At 27.6% G+C, this 21042-nt stretch carries 17 protein-coding genes and 1 tRNA gene; 7 read left to right on the forward strand and 11 right to left on the reverse strand.

What is annotated here, in order from left to right:
• Positions 1-5: 5 nt before the first annotated feature.
• Genes csm3 through cas10 form a run of 3 tightly spaced genes read right to left on the reverse strand, consistent with a single transcriptional unit; the run spans position 6 to position 3534 of the window.
• A complete protein-coding gene (csm3, locus tag V2W16_RS01955; protein WP_329380543.1) occupies positions 6-686 on the reverse strand; it encodes a type III-A CRISPR-associated RAMP protein Csm3 in 681 nt (226 codons plus the stop codon).
• A gap of 9 nt (positions 687-695) precedes the next feature.
• Positions 696-1115, reverse strand: coding sequence for a type III-A CRISPR-associated protein Csm2 (gene csm2 / locus V2W16_RS01960; protein ID WP_329380546.1), 420 nt, complete (start codon positions 1113-1115; stop codon positions 696-698).
• Position 1116: 1 nt separating this feature from the next.
• Positions 1117-3534 carry a type III-A CRISPR-associated protein Cas10/Csm1 gene (gene cas10 / locus V2W16_RS01965; protein WP_329380549.1) on the reverse strand — a complete coding sequence of 806 codons (2418 nt, stop codon included), beginning with the start codon at positions 3532-3534 and terminating at the stop codon, positions 1117-1119.
• Between the two features lie 264 nt (positions 3535-3798).
• Between cas10 and V2W16_RS01970 the strand changes: the two genes are divergently transcribed.
• Together V2W16_RS01970 and V2W16_RS01975 are read left to right on the forward strand one after the other, a co-directional pair.
• The gene (locus tag V2W16_RS01970) at positions 3799-4689 is read left to right on the forward strand and encodes a DegV family protein (protein ID WP_329380552.1); all 891 of its coding nucleotides are present in this window, start codon (positions 3799-3801) and stop codon (positions 4687-4689) included.
• A gap of 82 nt (positions 4690-4771) precedes the next feature.
• A complete protein-coding gene (locus V2W16_RS01975) occupies positions 4772-5272 on the forward strand; it encodes a hypothetical protein (protein ID WP_329380555.1) in 501 nt (166 codons plus the stop codon).
• Positions 5273-5307: 35 nt separating this feature from the next.
• On the opposite strand, the gene V2W16_RS01980 is transcribed toward V2W16_RS01975, so the two are convergent.
• Complete coding sequence (locus V2W16_RS01980; RefSeq protein ID WP_329380558.1) at positions 5308-6237, reverse strand: hypothetical protein; 930 nt, start codon at positions 6235-6237, stop codon at positions 5308-5310.
• 193 nt (positions 6238-6430) lie between these two features.
• Here V2W16_RS01980 and V2W16_RS01985 point away from each other — a divergent pair, with 193 nt between their 5' ends.
• Entirely contained in the window at positions 6431-8104 is a 1674-nt protein-coding gene (locus tag V2W16_RS01985) for a DUF4153 domain-containing protein (RefSeq protein WP_329380561.1), read from the forward strand.
• A gap of 112 nt (positions 8105-8216) precedes the next feature.
• Here V2W16_RS01985 and V2W16_RS01990 read toward each other — a convergent pair.
• From V2W16_RS01990 to lgt, 3 genes are all read right to left on the reverse strand, one after another.
• A tRNA-Trp gene (locus V2W16_RS01990) sits at positions 8217-8292 on the reverse strand.
• Positions 8293-8354: 62 nt separating this feature from the next.
• A complete protein-coding gene (locus V2W16_RS01995; protein ID WP_329380564.1) occupies positions 8355-9206 on the reverse strand; it encodes a class II fructose-bisphosphate aldolase in 852 nt (283 codons plus the stop codon).
• Positions 9207-9208: 2 nt separating this feature from the next.
• Complete coding sequence (gene lgt / locus V2W16_RS02000) at positions 9209-10111, reverse strand: prolipoprotein diacylglyceryl transferase (RefSeq protein ID WP_329380567.1); 903 nt, start codon at positions 10109-10111, stop codon at positions 9209-9211.
• 138 nt (positions 10112-10249) lie between these two features.
• Here lgt and V2W16_RS02005 point away from each other — a divergent pair, with 138 nt between their 5' ends.
• The 4 genes from V2W16_RS02005 to V2W16_RS02020 all read left to right on the forward strand — a co-directional run bounded on the left by V2W16_RS02005 (position 10250) and on the right by V2W16_RS02020 (position 16964).
• Complete coding sequence (locus V2W16_RS02005; RefSeq protein ID WP_329380570.1) at positions 10250-13900, forward strand: DNA polymerase III subunit alpha; 3651 nt, start codon at positions 10250-10252, stop codon at positions 13898-13900.
• 129 nt (positions 13901-14029) lie between these two features.
• Positions 14030-14914: a hypothetical protein gene (locus tag V2W16_RS02010; RefSeq protein ID WP_329380573.1), complete on the forward strand. Its 885-nt coding sequence runs from the start codon at positions 14030-14032 to the stop codon at positions 14912-14914.
• 100 nt (positions 14915-15014) lie between these two features.
• Positions 15015-15947, forward strand: coding sequence for a hypothetical protein (locus V2W16_RS02015; protein WP_329380576.1), 933 nt, complete (start codon positions 15015-15017; stop codon positions 15945-15947).
• Between the two features lie 87 nt (positions 15948-16034).
• Positions 16035-16964, forward strand: a complete 930-nt coding sequence (locus V2W16_RS02020; RefSeq protein ID WP_329380579.1) for a hypothetical protein — start codon at positions 16035-16037, stop codon at positions 16962-16964.
• A 26-nt stretch (positions 16965-16990) separates the two neighbouring features.
• On the opposite strand, the gene pduL is transcribed toward V2W16_RS02020, so the two are convergent.
• The 4 genes from pduL to V2W16_RS02040 form a co-directional block, all read right to left on the reverse strand.
• The gene (pduL, locus tag V2W16_RS02025) at positions 16991-17563 is read right to left on the reverse strand and encodes a phosphate propanoyltransferase (RefSeq protein WP_329380582.1); all 573 of its coding nucleotides are present in this window, start codon (positions 17561-17563) and stop codon (positions 16991-16993) included.
• Between the two features lie 91 nt (positions 17564-17654).
• Positions 17655-18875 (reverse strand): peptidase U32 family protein, encoded by a 1221-nt coding sequence (locus tag V2W16_RS02030; RefSeq protein ID WP_329380585.1) that lies wholly within the window; start codon positions 18873-18875, stop codon positions 17655-17657.
• Between the two features lie 26 nt (positions 18876-18901).
• Positions 18902-19969 (reverse strand): branched-chain amino acid aminotransferase, encoded by a 1068-nt coding sequence (locus tag V2W16_RS02035; RefSeq protein ID WP_329380588.1) that lies wholly within the window; start codon positions 19967-19969, stop codon positions 18902-18904.
• 12 nt (positions 19970-19981) lie between these two features.
• The gene (locus tag V2W16_RS02040) at positions 19982-21010 is read right to left on the reverse strand and encodes a BMP family ABC transporter substrate-binding protein (protein ID WP_329380594.1); all 1029 of its coding nucleotides are present in this window, start codon (positions 21008-21010) and stop codon (positions 19982-19984) included.
• Positions 21011-21042 lie beyond the last annotated feature (32 nt).

Genomic DNA, 21042 nt, shown 5'->3' on the forward strand with positions numbered 1-21042 from the left:
TCACCTTAAAACACATTTTCAATAATAGATTTTATTTTTTCTTCGTTTTCCTTTGTTGCAAACATTATATCTTCATTTTCAATGTTTATTTTTACTCTTCCGTATCCTCTTGTACCATTTCCTCCAAGATAATCCATTTCAAGAATATCAAAACTATCTTTTAAGTTTTTCATATCCTCTTCAAATTCATCAATACTTTCAACATTATAAATAAGCTTAAAATCAAATTTTGCACCGGCAGGAACACGTTCAATTTGTCTTGGGTTTGCAACCGCTGTAATTCTATCAATTGTATTTTCAAATTTCGCTTCTGTTACATATAAATCCGTATCGGCATTTTTAAGCATTTCGGCATTTTCTTCATTTAACTTTAAATCAAAAAATTGAAGTCTTGATGACACTATTTGATTATTTGAATTACCGCTTCCAAAAAGTCTTTTTATGGTAATATCTTCATCATCAATTTTATTTAAAACATAATTTTCACTTTTTATTCTTGAAAGAAGATATCTTAACTTTCCTTTTAATGAGCTTCCGGGAATTATAGGTAAATTTGTTATTGAATCTTTTATTACAGAATTATCAATAGCACCAATTGCCGCAAAATCATCGCTTCCTCCTATGTGAAGCCCTGTTAATATATCTAAACTTCCTTTAAACATTATTTTTGCGTATAACTTATTCATTTTACCCTCCTACTTGTCTCTTCCATAAAATTTTTGATAAGCAATTAAAGCTTCAGCATAATCAAAAAATTTATTCATATCTTCTACTGTTTTTATTATGCTTAAATATTCTAAGAAATTTAATTGTTTACCTTTTGAATTGTAATGTTTTAAATCTACAATAAAACGGCTTAAATTATTACCTCTTTCTTTTTTTGCTCTTCCGCACTGGTAAGCAACCTGCATTTTTAAATATTCTAAATCATCAAGAATTTTATCGCTTAATTTTCCATCAACAATATTACCGTTCAACTTTTCCATTTCATATGTATTTTTCAAATTATTTATTTGTGAAAAAATCTTTCTAAGCTGAGTAGTTGTCGGTAGCATTCTTTTTTCAAGTGCTTTATTTATAAGAACTTCTGCTCTTTTTATATCTTCTCTGCTCATTTTATTCCTCTCTTTCCCTGTTTAAGTAGATAATTAAAATTATTGTTGTAATAAGTTTTTTAATGTTTTCTTTACTGTTAATATTATCTATAATTAAATTTGTAAAATTATTATAGTTTTCTCTTTGTGCTAAATTTTTAGGTTCAATCATTGCAAGAGCATAAGAAATTCTCGCAAGATTTATACTTTCCTTACTATTTTTAAGTAAGTTTAATAGTTTATATAAAAATCCGTTACCTAAATATATTTTATCTTTATTTTTTTCATCTTCATCAAAGAAACAATATTTGTTAAATTTTAAATACAAATTTCCATAAATATCATTAATAAATTCATCCCACTTATATACATTGTTTTCATCAAATAATGTAATGCTGTCTTTTGTGTTTTCCTTAGATATTTCAAGCAAATTTGCGCTTAAACTTGCCATATTATTTATAGGAAGATTTGCATCGTACATTCCAAAACCTGCACTTATGCTTAACCTGTCATTAGAGAATATTTTGAAATACTGTCTTATATTTATTGAAAGATCCAATACTTCATTCCATGCTCCAACAATAAAAAGATCATCTCCTCCTGCATATATTATTGAAATATTTTTAAGAAAATCTTTATTTGTAAAATATAACTTTGTGTCTTTATAACCTGCTATTTTATTTAGATAGAACTTAAAAAACATTGAAAGCATTGAAGACAAGCTTTGAAAACGGGATATTGTAGCGTATTTGTATTTATCTTCCTCTTCTTTATCAAATCCTTTTATGAATGCACTTCCAAGGTCGTCAACGTCCATTCTTAGAACTCCAAGCCTATTTATACCAATACTTCTTTTAGATAAATCAGAGAATGAATATAAGCTCTTACCTTTGAATCTGGTATAATTACCCATCCAAATATTTACGCAGTATTTAAGCCCTATTATTGGATTATTTATTGAATATCCTCTTATAATCTGGTTATTATTGATATCATTAATAAATTCATTTTTATTCTTTAAGTATAAATAATTTTCACCATCAAGAGAAAATAAACTAATCAAAGAATCTTTATCTTTTTTGTTTGATATACTAAAAAGCATTTCATCTTTCATCGTATCAACTCTGAATATTCCCTCTCCAAGTTTATACATACTTTCACAGCTTTCACATACCATATTTCCAAGATCTTCATTTTCGTGTAAATCTTTATAAGACCTTTTACACACACTGCATTCTCTTAAATCTAAATCATTATTAATATACTTACTGTTATCATTAAACAATTCATCTAAAGTATTTTTGTATCTATTTATTTTATCTTTTGAAATTTCATAACCTGCATTTTTATATATTTTAGATAAGGTATCATTACTGTTTATATTAATTAATTCATTAGCAGAACATTCACTATATCCAAAGGCAATATATAAATATATGTAATATTTTCTTAAAAAATAAGAATTAATTTTGTTTTGAAGATATTTTATTTTATCTTTTGTTTCCTTTGTGTTTGCAAGAAGCATATAAAAATGACCTCCCCCGTTATAAAGGAGATTTGCTCTTGACAAATCAAGATAATTTAACATTTCATCTATTATGTTTTCCATTTCAATTTCAAGATAGAAAGAACGACCTTTAATTGACCTTAAAGCTCCTTTTGAAGAAATATTAAAAATAAAATCTTGTATACCCGATAAGTCACCGCTTAAAAGAATCATTGTTTTTTCACTGTATATATTTTCTTCTTCACTAAAACAACATTTTTTATAATCTGTTATTCCTTTAAAGTTAAAATAATCAAAAAAACAACCGGCTATTGCGGCAGTAAGTTTTGAATGTGAATAAAGAGATACGTCATTTATTCCGTTTTTATCAGTGGAAGCAGGGATAAAGGAAAATGTACTTTCAATAAGTTGTAATAAAGAATTTACGTTAATATCATTGTTTGTAATATATTCAAAATTTTTATCAAAATATTCAAAGGCTTTCGAATAATCATATTTATCGGTTAAATTTCTAGCCTTTTCAATATCTTTAGGCAAAAAAATATCTTTTTTTATATCAATATCAGAAACATTAAAAGCACTCTTAATGTTATTCTTATTTGTATTTAACAGATTAAAAATATTCATAAGTGGAGCTTTTTTATCATATCCAAACTCAATATTTCCATCATCTTTTTTTCTTCTGTCTATGGCAGATGAAATGTTATCACAAACATATGTTATATATGAAAAATCATCATTTGTTAAATTTGCATTTGTAATTTTATTCTTATGATGGTACAAAACAGAATTTAAAATCTTATCATTTGTAATTCCTTTTTCTTTTAAATAATTATAACCTAAAAGAGAATGATTTGTTTTTTCGTTTGTACTCCTCATAATGAATTTCCCCAAATCATGCAATACGGACCCTATTATTAAATCCTTATTCAAAACATACCTCCCATTTAATCGTAAATATTTTCTTAATTATACCATACAGAAAATTGATTGAAATAAAAAAATAAATTAAAATATATAAAATATTGATAAAAAGGAAATTTTTCCCTATTATATTACAATTTTTATATATATAATGAAAACAATAAATATATATTATATAAAACATTTCCCTACATTAAAATTTCATTAATATTTTGAAAAAAAATATAATATATAGTATAGTTATTATATATAAATAAGAAATTGGAGGATAATATGGCTTTTAAAATTATTACAGATTCAGCAAGTGATATTCCACAATATATAATAGATGAATTTAATTTACACGTAATTCCAACCCCCGTTGTTATAAATGAAAAAGACTATTTTGATGGCGAAACAATTTTTCCCAAAGACTTTTACAGCATTTTAGAAGATAAAACAAAAGATATTAAAACTTACCACATAAACAGTGAAATGTTCAAAAGAAACTTTGAACCTTATGCAAAAAACGGTGATGAAGTTTTATATATGTGCTTTTCAACAGGAATAGCAGGAACTTTTAATGCAGCGCATCTTGCAAAAGAAGAACTTCTTGAAACTTATCCTGATTTTAAAATTACAATTATAGATACGAAATGTGCATCTTTAGGATTTGGTATTCCCGTTTATAAACTTTTATTAATGCAAAGAAACGGTGCAGACAAAGAAACAATTATAAAAGCAGCTAAACATTTCTGTAAACACATGGAACACATTGTAACTGTTGAAACACTTGATTATTTATACAAAGGTGGTAGACTTTCAAAATTATCTTACGTTGTTGGCGGAGGGCTTAACATAAAACCAATGATTGAAATTGACGAAAACGGTTCTCTTGTTGCATATGCAAAAGTTAGAGGAAGAAAAAAAGCTGTCAATAAGATAATAGAGGAAATTGGAAAAAGAGGAAAAGACCTTGAAAACCAAATTATCGGGGTTGTACATGGAGATAGAGAAGAAGAAGCAAAAGAACTTGCGAATGTATTAAAAGAAAAATACAATGTTAAAGAAGTTGTTATAAGTTACATTGGCTGCGCAATCGGTGCTCATACAGGTCCCGGAGTTATTGCAGCTGTATGTGAAAATGAAAGCGACAACGAATTTAAAGAATATTTATATAAATAACATTACATATTTTAGCTCAAAGTCATTTTATTGTCTTTGAGCTTTTTTATAAATTATACATATTTTAAAAGAGGAATTAAGAATGAAAAAGATATTTATTGTTATTTTACTTCTTTTGATTGTTTCAGTTTTTGGATGTTCAAAGAATAGTGACCAAAGCATTTTTAGTAACATCGGTTTAAATAATGTGAAAAGTGAAAACATAAGTCTTATAACAAAAAAGGAAAGAAAATCGAGTTTTAACGGTGACGGAGAAGATTTTTATGCTTTTGAAATTAAAGATACGAAGGACATTTTAAAAGAGATTGAAACTAATAAAGATTGGAAAAAACTTCCTTTAAGGGAAAATATAAATAATATTGTTTATGGTAATAACGGTTATTCCCCTTTTATAACCGATGAAGATGGAAATAAACTTATCCCGCCTATTAAAAACGGATATTATTATTTTTATAACACAAGCGAAGACGCAAAAGATAAAACAGACGATACATATTTAAAGAATGCTTATTCATATAATTTCATAATTTCAATATTTGATACCGACACAAACATGCTTTATTATGCTAAATTAGATACATAAAAAACAGACATAAAAGTGTCTGTTTTTTTATTACTTTAAAATTCTATACGATTTACAACATCCAAATAAGCATTATTTACACCTGAGTTAACACGGCTAAAAAGTTTATTTGTTAAATTATATGTATCGCTGCAATGCCAAATTCCTTCGCTTTTTGTAAAAGTTAGGTTAAAAGAAATATCACTTGTTTTATTGATATTACTCTCAGTTAATTGGTTGTAGTTTTCTATAAGTTTTACAAGATATTCCTCATCACTAAGCTGCGACGACTGATTTTGATTAATTGTTTCGTTAATAGCCAAAATAAAAATATCTTCATAGTCAGGGACATATAAGGTTATATTTATTTTTGCACTGCTTCCAATTACATCAACACTATTAACTTTATAATCTACGTTTTTAAGTGTATTTAATAACATTGTATTTATTTCTGATTCACTAAGATTATTTTGCACGGAAGAACCTATGACCATATCTGTAAAGTCTTTTTTTATTTCTCTTAAATCACTGTCAAATCCACTTATATGTTCATTTGTATTTGAAGAAAGATATTTTTCATAAGTGTTTTCACTATCTTTTACAAATATAACATCTAAATAATTTTTTATTTTATCTTCACTACTTCCTAAGTTTTGAGTAAAATAACATACAAAAGAAGCAAGAACAATAAAAATAACAGCAAAAATAGTAGCTTTTTTACTAACCTTTATATTAGAAAATATATTTTTTTTATCAGATAAATTATTCGTCTTTTCAAGAACCTCTTCTCTTTCCTCTTTCTCTACTTCATCAAAAAACTCATCAACTTCTTTATTTTTTTCACTATTTTGTTCTATATTTTTATGAGGATCATTTTGTTTATTATTAGATAGAGTATATTCAGCATAAAAATCATCTTCTTCAGATGAAAAATATTCTTTTAATTTTTCTGAGTCATTTAGTTTATTATTGTTTTTTTCTTTCATTGTCTTTCCCCTTTTGTATATTTTAATCAAATTATCATAAGTGGTCAATAAAATATTAACTTTATATTTTTATAATTCTAAAAATAAAGTTTAATTAAATTTTAAATATTAACTTTTAATTAAGTATTTATTAAATACGAAATTTAAACATTTATTACTGATATAATTAACATAATTTAAGGAGGGAATTATTATGAAAGTGAATTTACAGTCTTTTAACCTGAGATTAAAAGAAAGTTATACAAGATTTTGTTCAACATTTATTTTCTTGTTATTTTATCTAATTGCTACTTTTCTTTTAGATTTAGATTTTCTTAATATTAAACATTATTCTTTATATTATGGATTTTTTATAGGTATTTTTATATCTATTCTTGTAAATATATTTATAGTGAATAAAAAGATTTATTCAAATAAAAAGAAAAATATTGTATCTTTTATAATATCTTTGATTGTTTCTGTTTTTTGGTCTGTTGTTATGTATAGATTACCTCAAGAAAGGGTTTTTAATTTATATTATGTAACATTTTATGAATATAATCGACTTAATCTAGTATATTATAGTTTTATTTTAATAACTATATGTTTATCAATATATTTTTTATATAACAAAGAAAATGAAAAAACTCTTTTTTCACATCTAATAAAAAGTGTCACAATAAGCGGATTTATATCTACGATTTTATTTATTGGTATGGCAGTTTGCATAACCGCATTTAGTGTACTTATTTTACCAATGGAAACAATATATATTTATATAATTTTAGCTAAATTATGTTTTATATTTGTTAATATAAGTTTAATTTTAGCTTCAATACCGAAAAAAGACAGTGAAATAATTATCCCTAAATTTTATAAAGTAATAGTCAAAAATATTTTATTACCTCTATTTATCGTTCTTATTGGAATACTATATGTTTATATTCTTAAAATCATAATTACATTAAACTTACCTGTGGGAGAAATAAATATATTTGCCTCTCTCGCTTTACTTGGTTTTGTATTCCTATATTTAAATCTTTTAAATGAAGAAGATAAATACAGTATGTTATATAAACAATATGGCGGTTATTTAATGATACCAATAATAATAACTCAGCTTATATTTATATATATAAGATTAAATGCTTACGGTCTTACTGAAACAAGGGTATTATCACTTATGTTTATGATTATAGGAATAATTTTCCTTGTTAATTCAATTATGAAAAAAAACATAAAATATCCGTTTTTAATAGCTGCTGTTATAATATTTATCTTTACCATATCACCCCTTAACATTTATAATATTTCAAACTTTAATCAAGAATCAAGGCTTATAAGTGTTCTTAAAAAAAATGATATGTTAAAGGGAAACGAAATAGTAAAATCAAACAACCTAAGTGATGAAGATAAACAAATAATACAAAGCAGTCATCAATATCTTGTACATTCAGCTGGAAAAAAATCAGACTTTGTAAAAAGTATTATAGAAAAAACTGATACAGAAAATTTATATGGATTTAAGTTTAAAGAAACATATGAATTCACTGATTTTGGAGATGAAGAATATTATGAAGATGAAAATATAGAATATTTCTCTTTTTATCATGATTATGAAGGAGAAGAAATAAACATAAAAGGATACAACAAAATGTATGATCTATGGATTGAAGGGACTAAAATAAACCAGCATGGCATTAATATAGATTTATATGACTACTTTTATGATTTATATGAAAATAACAAAAATATTGGTACCCTTGATAAAAAGTTAACATATGATATAGGTAAAAATACGAGAATAGTCTTTACTTCAATAGATTTTTCAATAGAAGAAGAAAAGATATCAGATTGTACTTTCTCTATTTATTTACTTAAAAAATAAAAAAAGCAGGTTAAACCTGCTTTTTTTATATAACTTTTTATATTATTTTTTTAATTCGTTTTATATTTTATAAATAAAAAAAATCGGATAAAAATCCGATTTGATTTCTTTATGGCAGGGGCAGAAGGACTTGAACCCTCGGCACGTGGTTTTGGAGACCACTGCTCTACCAACTGAGCTATACCCCTATTTTTGACACTATAAAATTATATCAAATTTTGTAAAAATGTCAATATATATTTTTAATTTATTAAGCCTTATTTTTACTTCCACAAACTTCAATAAGTTCTTTTACTCTTAATTTTAAAGTTTCAATTCCCGCTTTATTATATTCTTTTGGATCATATACACTTTCCATTTGTAAACAATCTCTTACACCTTTTGTAAACGCAGCTCTTAAATCCGTTGCATAATTTACTTTACACATTCCAAGACTTATTGCCTTTTTAACATCTTCATCTTTAGTTCCGCTTGTACCATGTAGAACCAAAGGAACACTAACCATTTTATTTATTTTATCAAGTCTTTCAAAATCTAAATTAGGAGCTTTTTTATAAAAACCATGAGCTGTTCCTATTGCAATTGCAAGAGAAGAACATTTTGTTCTATCAGCAAATTCTAAAGCTTTGTCAGGGTTGGTTAGAAGTACGTCTTTATCATTTACTATTGTTTCGTCTTCTTTTCCTCCTACTCTGCCAAGTTCACATTCAACTGGAACATTGTACTTTGAAGCATAACCAATAACCTTTTTTGATAGAGCAATATTTTCCTCAAAATCAAGTTTTGACCCGTCAATCATAAAAGATGTATATCCTGCGTCTATACATCTTTTACAAAGCTCATAACTTGCTCCGTGGTCAAGATGAAGAACAACATCAATATTATATTCTTTCGCATAATAATTTACTATTTCATAAGCTATCTCAGGAGCAATATACTTAAGAGTTGAAGTTGTTGTCTGCATTATTACAGGAGAGTTTTCTTCGCTGCATGCTTCGATTATTCCTTTTGCCATTTCCATATTTTCAAAGTTAAAAGCAGGAATAGCATATTTTTCTTCTTTTGCTTTTTTAAATAACTGTGTTGATGATATAAGTGCCATAATTACTCCTTACCTAAGTTGTCTTTACTTTTTATAATCTCTGTTTTATTATCTTCACAAATTTTTTCTGTATTTATATCAGTTACATTATCTTGTTCATTTTTCTCTAAACAAATATTCTCATAAGATTTGTCTTTTATATTATTATTTTTATGTGTTTTTCTTATTATAACAATTCCAACTATTCCAATAATTATAAGTGCAAGACTTACAAGCTGAGCTGTTCTAAGACCAAATATCATAAGTGAATCAGTTCTTAAACCTTCTATAAAAAATCTTCCTATGGAATAATATATGAAATAAGAACAAATAAGTTCACCATCATATTTCTTAAACTTCTTATCTATTATGAAATACAAAAGTAAAAATCCCAGAAAATCCCAAATTGATTCATAAAGGAATGTAGGATGAACCATAATTGAACCAAGTACTGGATCAATAACATTAATTGCCCAAGGAAGAGTAGTCTGTACGCCGTGAGCTTCCATATTAAAGAAGTTTCCCCATCTTCCTATACTTTGAGCTAACAAGAAACAAGGAGCTACTATATCCAAAATGAAAAGGACATTTAATTTTTTGCTTCTACTTACTAAATATATACCTATAAAAGCACCGATAAGTCCTCCGTGGATGGCAAGTCCCCCATTCCATATTTTATAAATATCAGATAAATGATTACTATAATAAGACCATTCAAATAATACATAATAAAGTCTTGCTCCAATAATTCCAAGAGGCAGACAAACTATCAAATAATCATATATAATATCAGTATCAATACCAAGTTTTTTTAGTGTTCTTGAACCTACTAAAAGAGCAAGAACTATTCCCGTTAGTATACATATTGCATACCATCTTATTTCAATTCCAAAAATTGAAAACGCTATTGGATTAGGTGTCAACATTTTTTATCCTCCTAAAAATACATATGGGAATTATATCACACATACATTCATTTATAAATATTTTTATATATATATTATTTCAATTTTACCTAAAATATTATATAATAAATTTTAGTTTTTTGATAAGGAGATAAAATAATGTCAATACCATTTACACATTTACATGTACATACAGAATACTCATTACTCGATGGATTTTGCAGAATAAAAGAACTACCAAAATACGTTAAAGAAATGGGTATGGACAGTATTGCAATTACCGATCATGGCAATATGTTTGGTATTATAGATTTTTACAGAGCATGTAAAGCCGAAGGGATAAAACCTGTTCTTGGATGTGAAGTATATATGACAACCGGAGATAGAAAAGGCAGAGACCCGATAAACGACAGACAAAGATTTCACCTTATCTTATTAGCCGAAAATGATATTGGATATAAAAACCTTATGAAAGTTGTATCAATAGCTTATACAGAAGGTTTTTATTATAAACCAAGAGCAGACTTTGATTTACTTGAAAAATATTCAGAAGGTATTATTGCAACAAGTGCTTGTATTGCAGGTGTTATTCCAAGAAAAATTAATTCAGGAGAAATTGCCGAAGCAAGAAAATACCTTGAAAAATTTATAGATATTTACGGTAAAGACAATTTCTTTTTGGAAATTCAAGACCATGGTTTGAGAGAAGAAAAAACTGCAAATGAAGAATTAATTAAAATGGCAAAAGAGTATGGTGTAGGACTTATTGCCACAAACGACTCTCATTATTTAAAAAAATCAGATGCAGAAGCACATGATGTTCTTCTTTGTGTGCAATCTTCAAGTAACTTAAATGATGAAAACAGACTTCGTTTTCCAAATGACGAATTTTATATAAAATCCCCTGAAGAAATGAGCGAACTTTTTAAATACTGCCCTGAGGCCATAGAAAACACTCATAAAATTGCCGAGAGATGTAATGTTGAAATAGAATTTGGACATTATCACTTACCTGTATTCCCTCTTCCTGAAGGGATGACTTCACAGGAATATTTAAAAAAATTATGTACCGAGGGTTTATATAAAAAATATAAAAACGTCACAAAAGAACTAACAGAAAGACTTGAATATGAACTAAGCGTTATTAACGATATGGGCTTTAACGATTATTTCCTTATTGTTTGGGATTTCATAAATTATTCCAGAACACACGGTATACCGGTAGGTCCTGGAAGAGGTAGTGCCGCAGGAAGTATAGTAAGTTATACCCTAGATATTACACAAATTGACCCAATAAAATATTCTCTTATCTTTGAAAGATTCCTAAACAAAGAAAGGGTATCAATGCCTGATATTGATATCGACTTTTGTTATGAAAATCGTCATAGAGCAATAGAGTACGTTATTGATAAATATGGATTTGATAACGTAAGTCAAATTGTTACGTTCGGAACATTAAAACCAAAAGCTGCCGTAAAAGATATTGCAAGATGTATGGGAATCAGCTTTGAACAATCAAACAAAATTGCAAAAATGATTCCTGATGAAAATAAAATAACTGTTCAAAAAGCAATAGACATGAATCCTGAGCTTCATCAATTATACGATGAAGACCCTACAATTACTAAGCTTTTAGATACGGCAAAAGCCGTTGAAGGAATGCCAAGACATTCATCAACTCATGCAGCGGGGGTTATAATATCCGATAGACCTGTTAGCGATTATGTTCCTCTATATCTTAATAAAGACAGTATAGCCGCACAATTCAACATGATTACGGTTGAAGAGTTGGGGCTACTTAAAATGGACTTTTTAGGACTTAAAAACCTAACAGTAATTAAACATACTTTAGATAATATTAAACTATCCAAAGGTATTGATGTAGATATTGATAATATCAGCTTTAAAGACCAAAACGTTTATGACACAATAAGCAGAGGAGATACAATAGGTGTATTCCAATTAGCAAGCCCTGGGATGCAAAACTTTATGCAAAGGCTAAAACCAAATACTTTTGAAGATATCATAGCGGGTATTTCCCTTTATCGTCCGGGACCTATGGATATGATTCCTACATACATTGAAAATAAACATAACCCTGAAAATATCACATATCTTCACCCTTCTTTAGAGCCTATCTTAAACGTAACATACGGTATAATCATTTACCAAGAACAAGTTATGCAGATAGTTAGAGATTTAGCCGGATATTCTATGGGACGTAGTGATAACATTCGTAGAGCCATGGGTAAGAAAAAACATGAAGTAATCGCAAAAGAAAGAGAAGTATTCTTACACGGTAACGAAGAAGCTTATAACAAAGGCGAAGATAAAGAAAAAGTTCACGGATGTGTAGCAATTGGAATAGACGAAAAAACAGGCAATGAAATATATGACTTAATGGAAAAATTCGCATCATATGGATTTAATAAATCCCATGCTGCGGCATATGGTGTTATTTCATACCAAACAGCCTATTTAAAAACTTATTATCCTGCTGAGTTTATGGCTGCGTTAATTACTGTTTATATCGGTTCTGATGATAGAATGTTATACATGAACCACTTAAAAGAACAAGGAATAGAGTTATTACCTCCTGATGTAAACAAAAGTTATGCAAGATTTACAGTAGATAACGGAAGTGTAAGATTTGGTTTACTTGCTCTAAGAGGTCTTGGAGAAGGTGCTATCGAAGAAATAGTTGAAGCAAGAGAAACAAAAGGAGATTTTACGTCCTTCCCTGATTTTGTAAATAAAATTGAATTCCACTCCTTAAATAAAAAAGGTGTTGAAAGTCTTATTTTATCAGGTGCATTTGATTCACTTGGAAACAATAGAAGAGAACTTTATACTATTTATGAAGAATTTTTAAATAACACTTTAAAACAAAGAAAACAAAATATATCAGGACAAACAACTCTTCTTGATATGCTTTCACAGGAAGAAAACGAGCAAATTGAAATGCATATCCCTACAATGAGTGAATTTGAAAATGCTGATAAACTTAAATACGAAAAAGAAGTTCTTGGAATGTACATAAGCGGACATCCTTTAAGAGAGTTTGAAGAGGACCTTAATAAATATACAAGCATGAAACTTTATGAAGTATATGATATGTACGGCAAGAAAAAAAGTGAAGATGAAGATGAAAGTGAAGAAGAAACAGAACCAAAAGTTCAAAATAAATACTCAAAATATAATAACAACAAAAGAGAAAGCATAAGCATTGGCGGTTTAATAACAAACGTTAAAGTAATATATACAAAAAAAGATAATAAACAAATGGCGTTTATGAGCATTGAAGATTTGACTGACGACATGGAAATAGTTGTTTTCCCAAGAACCTTTGAAGAATACAAAAACATATTGCAAACGGATAATAAAGTAATAATCAAAGGTCAAGTAAGTGTTAAAGAAGAAGATGAAGAAGTAAGCGTTTCGATTATTGCAGATAAAATTTATGATCTTGAAGACAAAAGGACAAGACCACCTGCTGTAAGAAAGAAAACAAAATCACCAATAGTCAAAACAATTGATAAAACAGCTCAGTCCCCTGAAATCAAGAAGTCCAACTCAAATAAAATAATGGGAAAATCGCTTATACTTGTTTTAAATAAAATAAGTCCGAAAACCATGAGTGATATTAGACAGCTCTTTGTTAAATATAAAGGAGATAAAAAAGTTGTGTTATTCTCCCCTGTTTCAAAGAAATCTTATGTTGCAAATAAAAGTATGTGGGTAAGCCTTGAATTTGGATTAATTGACGAACTAGCTGAGCTTATTGGAAAAAACAATATAATAATAAAATAAAAGAACCTAAACAGGTTCTTTTTTAATGCTTTTTTATTAATTTTTTTAGCAATATTGTTACAATTTATGATAAAATGTAATATATCGTAAACATTTAGATATTTTATACATGTAAAGTGAAGGATGAAAATGGATAACGAAAATAACAGAGATTTTTTAAATAGTGAAAAGGGTGAATTTATAGTAAATAAAAAAGATGAAGATAAAGAAAAAATAAATACAATGTCTGAAAAAGGAGAATTTATAGTAAATAAAAAAATAGAAAGTAAAGAAAATATAAAAAATAAAGAAGACAACAAGTATACAACACAAGATAAATCAGTCCCCCAAAAAGATACAATAGAAGAAAATAAAAATAAAGGTAAAAATAAAAAAATTATACCATTTTTAATTCTTGGTTTTGTTGTTATGGGAATACTCGCATTAGCGCTTAAAGATGCAGGTTCAAGTAATTATAATTATGTCGATTATGCAAATAAAGGTGTAGAAGTAAATGAATATTTTGAAATGTATCCTGAAGATTTCGCTTATACTGCAAATTATATAACTAAAAGATTATATAAAAATGATTTTAATGGTGTTGAAATACCTTTACTTGATGAAAATTTATCATTTAATGATTCTAAGGGATATTACGAATTAATAATAGATGAAAAATATGATTTTAAAATACTCATTTATCCATCTCCTGATTATGAAAAAATAGAAAAAATATATATTTCATATAATTGGATTTATGCAGATAATAATGGTGAGTTAGAAAAATTAAATAAACTTTATTCTGCATTTATTAATATTATACAAACATCTATTTGGGGATATAACAATGATAATAGTAATTTAGAAATATTAAGCACAAATATGTGGGACAAGTTAAACTCGATAGAATATAAATATACTCAAGATGGTGTTCCATATGGAGAAGTAACCTATAAAGATGATAAAATAATTTATAATATGAAAGACACAAAAGATGGATTTAATACTTTAACATTTACTCCAAACAATAAATAAAAAATTTTATTTAAACGGTCTTTTTGATAATTTTATGATACAATATATATAATCATAAAAGTTTCGATAATTTTAAAATATGGTAAAGTGAGGGATGAAAATGGATAACGAAAACAACAAAGATTACTTAAATGAAGAAAAAGGTGAATTTATCGTAAACAAAAAAATTGATGAAGAAGTCAAAGAAGAACTAAACACAAAAGAAGAAAAAGGAGAATTTATCGTAAATAAGAAACCAACAGAAGAAGAAAACAGTAATATAAGAGAAGATAATAATACTAAGCAAGATGAAAATATAAATACATCTTATAATTATGAACAAAATAATAATTTTAACAATCAAAAATCCTACAATTTTGAAGAAGAAATGCAAAAAATAAAAGATAAAAATAAAAAGAAAAACAAAAAAATTATTGGTTTTTCTATTGCTGGGGTTTTAATAATTGCTTTAATAGCTTGTTTTGCACTATTTGGAAATAGTGGTCCAAGTGCTGAAGATTATGCATATAACGGTGTAGAAGTAAATGATTATTTTGAAATATCACCAGAAGATTTTGCTATAACATTAGACTACACAAATCAAAATTTATATAATGGAGAATTTAAAGGCGTTTCAATTCCTTTAACTGAAAGTTTAACATTTAATGATAATGAAGGCTACTATGAAAAAATACTTGATGAAAAAAATGAATTAAAATTAATTGTATATCCTAACGATGATTACAAAAACATAGAAAAAATTATATTGTCATATAAATGGATAAATGCGGAATCTGAAGAAGAATATGATGAAGTAACCAAAGTATATTCAGCATACGTAAACATGATTCAAACAGTTATTTGGGGTGATAATAATTGTACAGAGGAAATAAATAATAACATGTGGGATAAATTAAATTCAATGGAATATAAAACTACTGAAGACGGTATGCCATATGGAGAAGGATCATATGAAGATAATAAATTTATTTATAAAATAGAAGACACAAAAGATGGTATTGAAATTTTAACAATGATTCCAAACAATAAATAAAAAAAGACTGCTTATGCAGTCTTTTTTATGATACAATATATACAACTTTTTCGATAAATTTAAAATATGGTAAAGTGAGGGATGGAAATGGATAACGAAAACAACAAAGATTACTTAAATGAAGAAAAAGGTGAATTTATCGTAAACAAAAAAATTGATGAAGAAGTCAAAGAAGAACTAAACACAAAAGAAGAAAAAGGTGAATTTATCGTAAATAAGAAACCAATAGAAGAAGAAAACAGTAATATAAAAGAAGATAATAATACTAAGCAAGATGAAAATATAAATACATCTAATAATTATGAACAAAATGTTACAAAAGAAAATAGCAAGTCTAATAATCTTGAAAAAGAGGTAGAAAAAGTAAAAGAAAAAAATAATAAGCTTGCAATTTTTTCAGTTATTGGAGGTTTAGCTATAGCTTTACTTGTTTTAATAGCAATATTTAATGGCACTTTTAACACAAGTTATGTAGATTATGCATATAAAGGTATAGAGGTAAATAAATATTTTGAAATATCTCCTGAAAATCTTGCTTATACAATAGATTTTGTAAATAAAGAATTTTATCAATATGAATATAACGAAACAAAACTTCCAACAATTGAAGAGCTTACTTTTGATGAAGAAAAAGAATATTATGAGAAAGTTATAATGGATGGGTGCGATTTTAAAATAAAAGTTTATCCTTCAGATAATAATAAAAAAATTGAAAAAATTGAATTTTCTTATAATTGGATGTATTTTTATGATAGACCTGAAAAAGAACATGATGATTTTATAAATATTTTTTCAGGTTACATAAATATGACTCAATATTCAATGTGGGGAAACGTTAATTATGAAAACGAAATAAGTAATAAGCTATGGAATAAACTTAATTCAATAGAATATAAATATACTTATGATGGGATTCCTTATGGTAAAATATCTTATGAAGATGAAAAAGCTTTATACGAAATTAATAATACGAAGGAATGTTTTGTAATCTTTACTATCACTCCAAACAATAAATAAAAAAAAGACTGCTTATGCAGTCTTTTTTAGTCTCTAATAATTTCAAGCATATCGCCGTTTTTACATCCTGCAGCGTTACCTTCTTCAATATCGATATGCATTTCAAGTCCACATCTTTCATTAGATCTGATTAATACATTTTCAAAAATCAAACCTCTTTCTCCAGGAACTCTTACTTTAACGATATCCCCATCTTTAACGCCGTATTCTTTAGCTTGAGGTATAGTCATGTGAATATGTCTGCTTGCAACTATAACCCCTTTATCAATTTCAACTTCACCTTTAGGACCTCTTAAAATACATCCAGGTGTTCCGTCTAAATCCCAAGAATCTCTGATTACTTTAGGTACGCCAAGTTTAAAAGTATCACTTGCTAAAATTTCGATTTGTGCATGAGGTCTTGCAGGACCAAGAACTCTCATTTTTATCGTACCTTTTGGACCTACAACATCAACGAATTCTTCTGCAGCGAATTGTCCAGGTTGAGAAATAGGTTTTTTTATAGTTAATTCATAGCCTTCACCAAATAAAGCATCTATATCTTTTCTACTAAGATGAACATGTTTATTTGAAAGACCTACAGGTACTTTAGTTTTCATCTATCTATAATTCTCCTTCAATAATTAATTTAAATGTTTACCACGAATATTCTATCACAAATCACAAAATTTGTACATATTTTTTAAAAACTTATAATCTTTTTCTTATAAGTTCAAATTCTTTTAATTCAACCCCGTCAGTTTTTATAAATAATCTTTCTTTTGGGTGAGGAGTGCTTTCTACAGCTTCTCCTTTTTCATTATACATTTCTTTTATTTTAAAAGTTATGCTCTTTTCTCTTGGTCTTACAAGCTCAAGTTCATCACCAATAAAGAATTTATTTCTTTGTTCTATTTCATACATTCCTTTTTCTTCGTTGTAACCTATAACTTGAGCAACAAAATCATAATTTCTTGTATATGAACTTGTTCCATAATTTTGAGAAGACGAATCAGCTTTTCCAAAGAAGAAACCTTCAGTATATTGTCTGTGGCTTACTTTAGTAAGCTCTTCATATAAACTAGAATCAACTTTGTAATTTGCTTTGTCTCTTTCATAAGCATCTATAGCATTTCTATAAGCATTTACAACTGTTGAAACGTAGAATATACTTTTCATTCTTCCTTCAATTTTAAAGCTGTCTACACCAGCTTCAATAAGTTCATGAATATGATTAATAAGACATAAATCTTTTGAATTAAAGATAAAACTTCCTTCTTTATGTTCTTCAATTGGGAATTCTTCTCCCGGTCTTGTACTTTCAACTAAAGAATATTTCCATCTACAAGGCTGTGCACAGTCTCCCCTGTTTGCATCTCTTCCTGTTAGGTAGTTACTAAGAAGACATCTTCCTGAATATGAAATACACATTGCACCATGTACAAATGTTTCTATTTCCATTCCTTCAGGCTTATTTTGACATATGCCTTTAATATCTTCAAAAGAAAGCTCTCTTGCAAGAACAATTCTGTTTACACCATTTCTTTTCCAAAATTCAATACTTTTATAGTTTGTTGTGCTTGATTGTGTAGAAAGAGATATTTTCATATTTGGAAGTGTATCTCTTATTGTCATAATAACTCCGGGATCAGCGGCAATAATACCATCAACCCCGGCGTTATCAAGTTCTTTTATATATTTTGAAAGTTCTGTAAAATCATTATTTCTTGCTGAAATATTTATTGTTACATAAACTTTTCCGTTTCTTTCATGGGCAAACTGTGCTCCTTCACGAATTTCATCAATTGTAAAATTCCCTGCATTAGCACGCATTGAAAAACTTTTCCCACCTAAATATACCGCATCGGCACCATAGGTAAAAGCATATTTTAATTTTTCTAAATCTCCTGCAGGAGCAAGTAATTCACTCATATTTTTATTTCCTTTTCTATATTAAATTATAAATTAATTTTTCTTGTCCAATTATATTTATCTTCTAATTTACCCCATTGTATACCTGTTAGAGTATCATATAATTTTTGTGTTAAATCCCCTGTTTTGAATCCATTAATTTCGATTTTTTCGCCTTTATAACATAATTCACCGATTGGAGAGATTACAGCAGCAGTACCTGTACCAAAAGCTTCTGTTAATTTTCCATTTCTTCCTGCTTCCATTAATTCGTCAATGCTTAAATCTCTTTCTTCAACATCATAACCCCAGTCTTTTAAAATATGAATTATAGAATCACGTGTAACACCTGGAAGTACAGAACCTTCAAGAGCAGCTGTAACAACTTTTCCATCTATTACAAACATTGCATTCATTGTTCCAACTTCTTCAACATATTTTCTATGTACACCATCTAACCAAAGCACTTGAGTATAACCATTTTCTTCAGCTTTAACTTGTGCGGCAATACTTGCAGCATAATTACCACCGCATTTTGTAAAACCTGTACCGCCTTTAACGGCTCTTACATATTCATCTTCTACCCAAATTTTTACAGGGTTAACACCTTCCGGATAATAAGCTCCAACAGGTGATAAAATAATAATGAATTTGTATGTTTTTGCAGGGTGCACACCAACGCTTGCTTCACTTGCATACATAAAAGGTCTTATGTATAAAGAAGTTTCTTCTTTTGTAGGAACCCAGTCTTTTTCACATTTTACTAATGCTTCAACAGCTTCAATAAACATTTCTTCTGGTATACCCGGCATACAAATTCTCTTATTTGAATTAATCATTCTTCTTGCATTCATTTCAGGTCTGAATAATAATATTTCACCTTTTTCGTTTCTATATGCCTTTAAACCTTCAAAAGTTTCCTGTGCATAATGTAAAACCATTGTTGCAGGATCAACAGCTAATGGTCCATATGGTACGATTCTTGCATCATGCCAGCCTTTTCCTTCTGTATAATCCATAACAAACATATGGTCTGTAAAATAATTACCAAAACCTAAATTATTTTCATCCGGTTTTTCTTTTCTTTGTTCTACCAATTCATATTTTATATCCATTTTAATCTCTCCTTAATCGTTAATGTTATATTTAAAAGCCTTAAATGACTTTTCGTCTGTTGGAATAACTAAATTCTTTGTTGCCATATCTTTTTTTACTTTTTCTAAAGTTGTATATTCATTTGAACTTTGATCAAAAAATGTTTGATTTAATTTTAAATCCAATACAGAATCAAGTACACCTAAATCAGAACAACTTTTTGAATATGATTCAAATATTACTGCATCACAAATTGAAATTACTGCACTTTTATAATCCTTGTTTATTTGAGCAAGTTTTATTTCACTATCAGATTTATTATATAAGTCTGAATCAATAACTTTAAAGCCTTTTTCTTTAGCAACATTATTTACACCTATTGCTCCGGCTCCGCATACGGTAAATACTACATCAGCTTTTTCATTATATAATTTTTCAGCTACCTTTTCTGCTTCTTCGGCACTCATATAAGAATTAATATACTCTTTTTTAACTTTAATTTTAGAATTAACTGCTTTTACACCGCTTAAGAAACCATATTCATAATCAAGATCTCTATCATTATAAGCTCCTACATATCCCAAAACATTGCTTTTTGTTTTCAATGCTGCTAGAACTCCGGCTAAAAAAGCTGCTTCTTCATTTTTAAAAGTAATACTCATTGCATTATTTGTTTCATCATTATAACCAATAAAACCTAAATTACTACCAGGGTATTCACTTTGAACAGAAAGAAGTGCTGAACTTACAGCCGATGAATTAGACACAACTAGGTCATATTGAGAAGCAGAAAGAACTGATGTTGCCATTGATTCATATTCAGTATTAGTCTTTGGAGTATAAATATCTAAACTATATTCATAGTTTCCGAAAGATTCATTGATACCATCAATAACTTGTTTGTTAAAACTTTCTTCTGCTCCATATGTATCAGTCATATATGCTATTTTATATTCTTTACCGTTTTTACTGTTTACTGCACTTTGTTTCTTTTCTCCACCACATCCAAACAATGTCAGGGCAAAAAACAAAGCCATTATTATGCTAATAAATTTTTTCATTTTTAACCTCTTAAATATTTATACTTATACTT

The organism is Anaerofustis butyriciformans (assembly GCF_036289385.1).
Classification (GTDB): Bacteria; Bacillota; Clostridia; order Eubacteriales; family Anaerofustaceae; genus Anaerofustis; species Anaerofustis butyriciformans.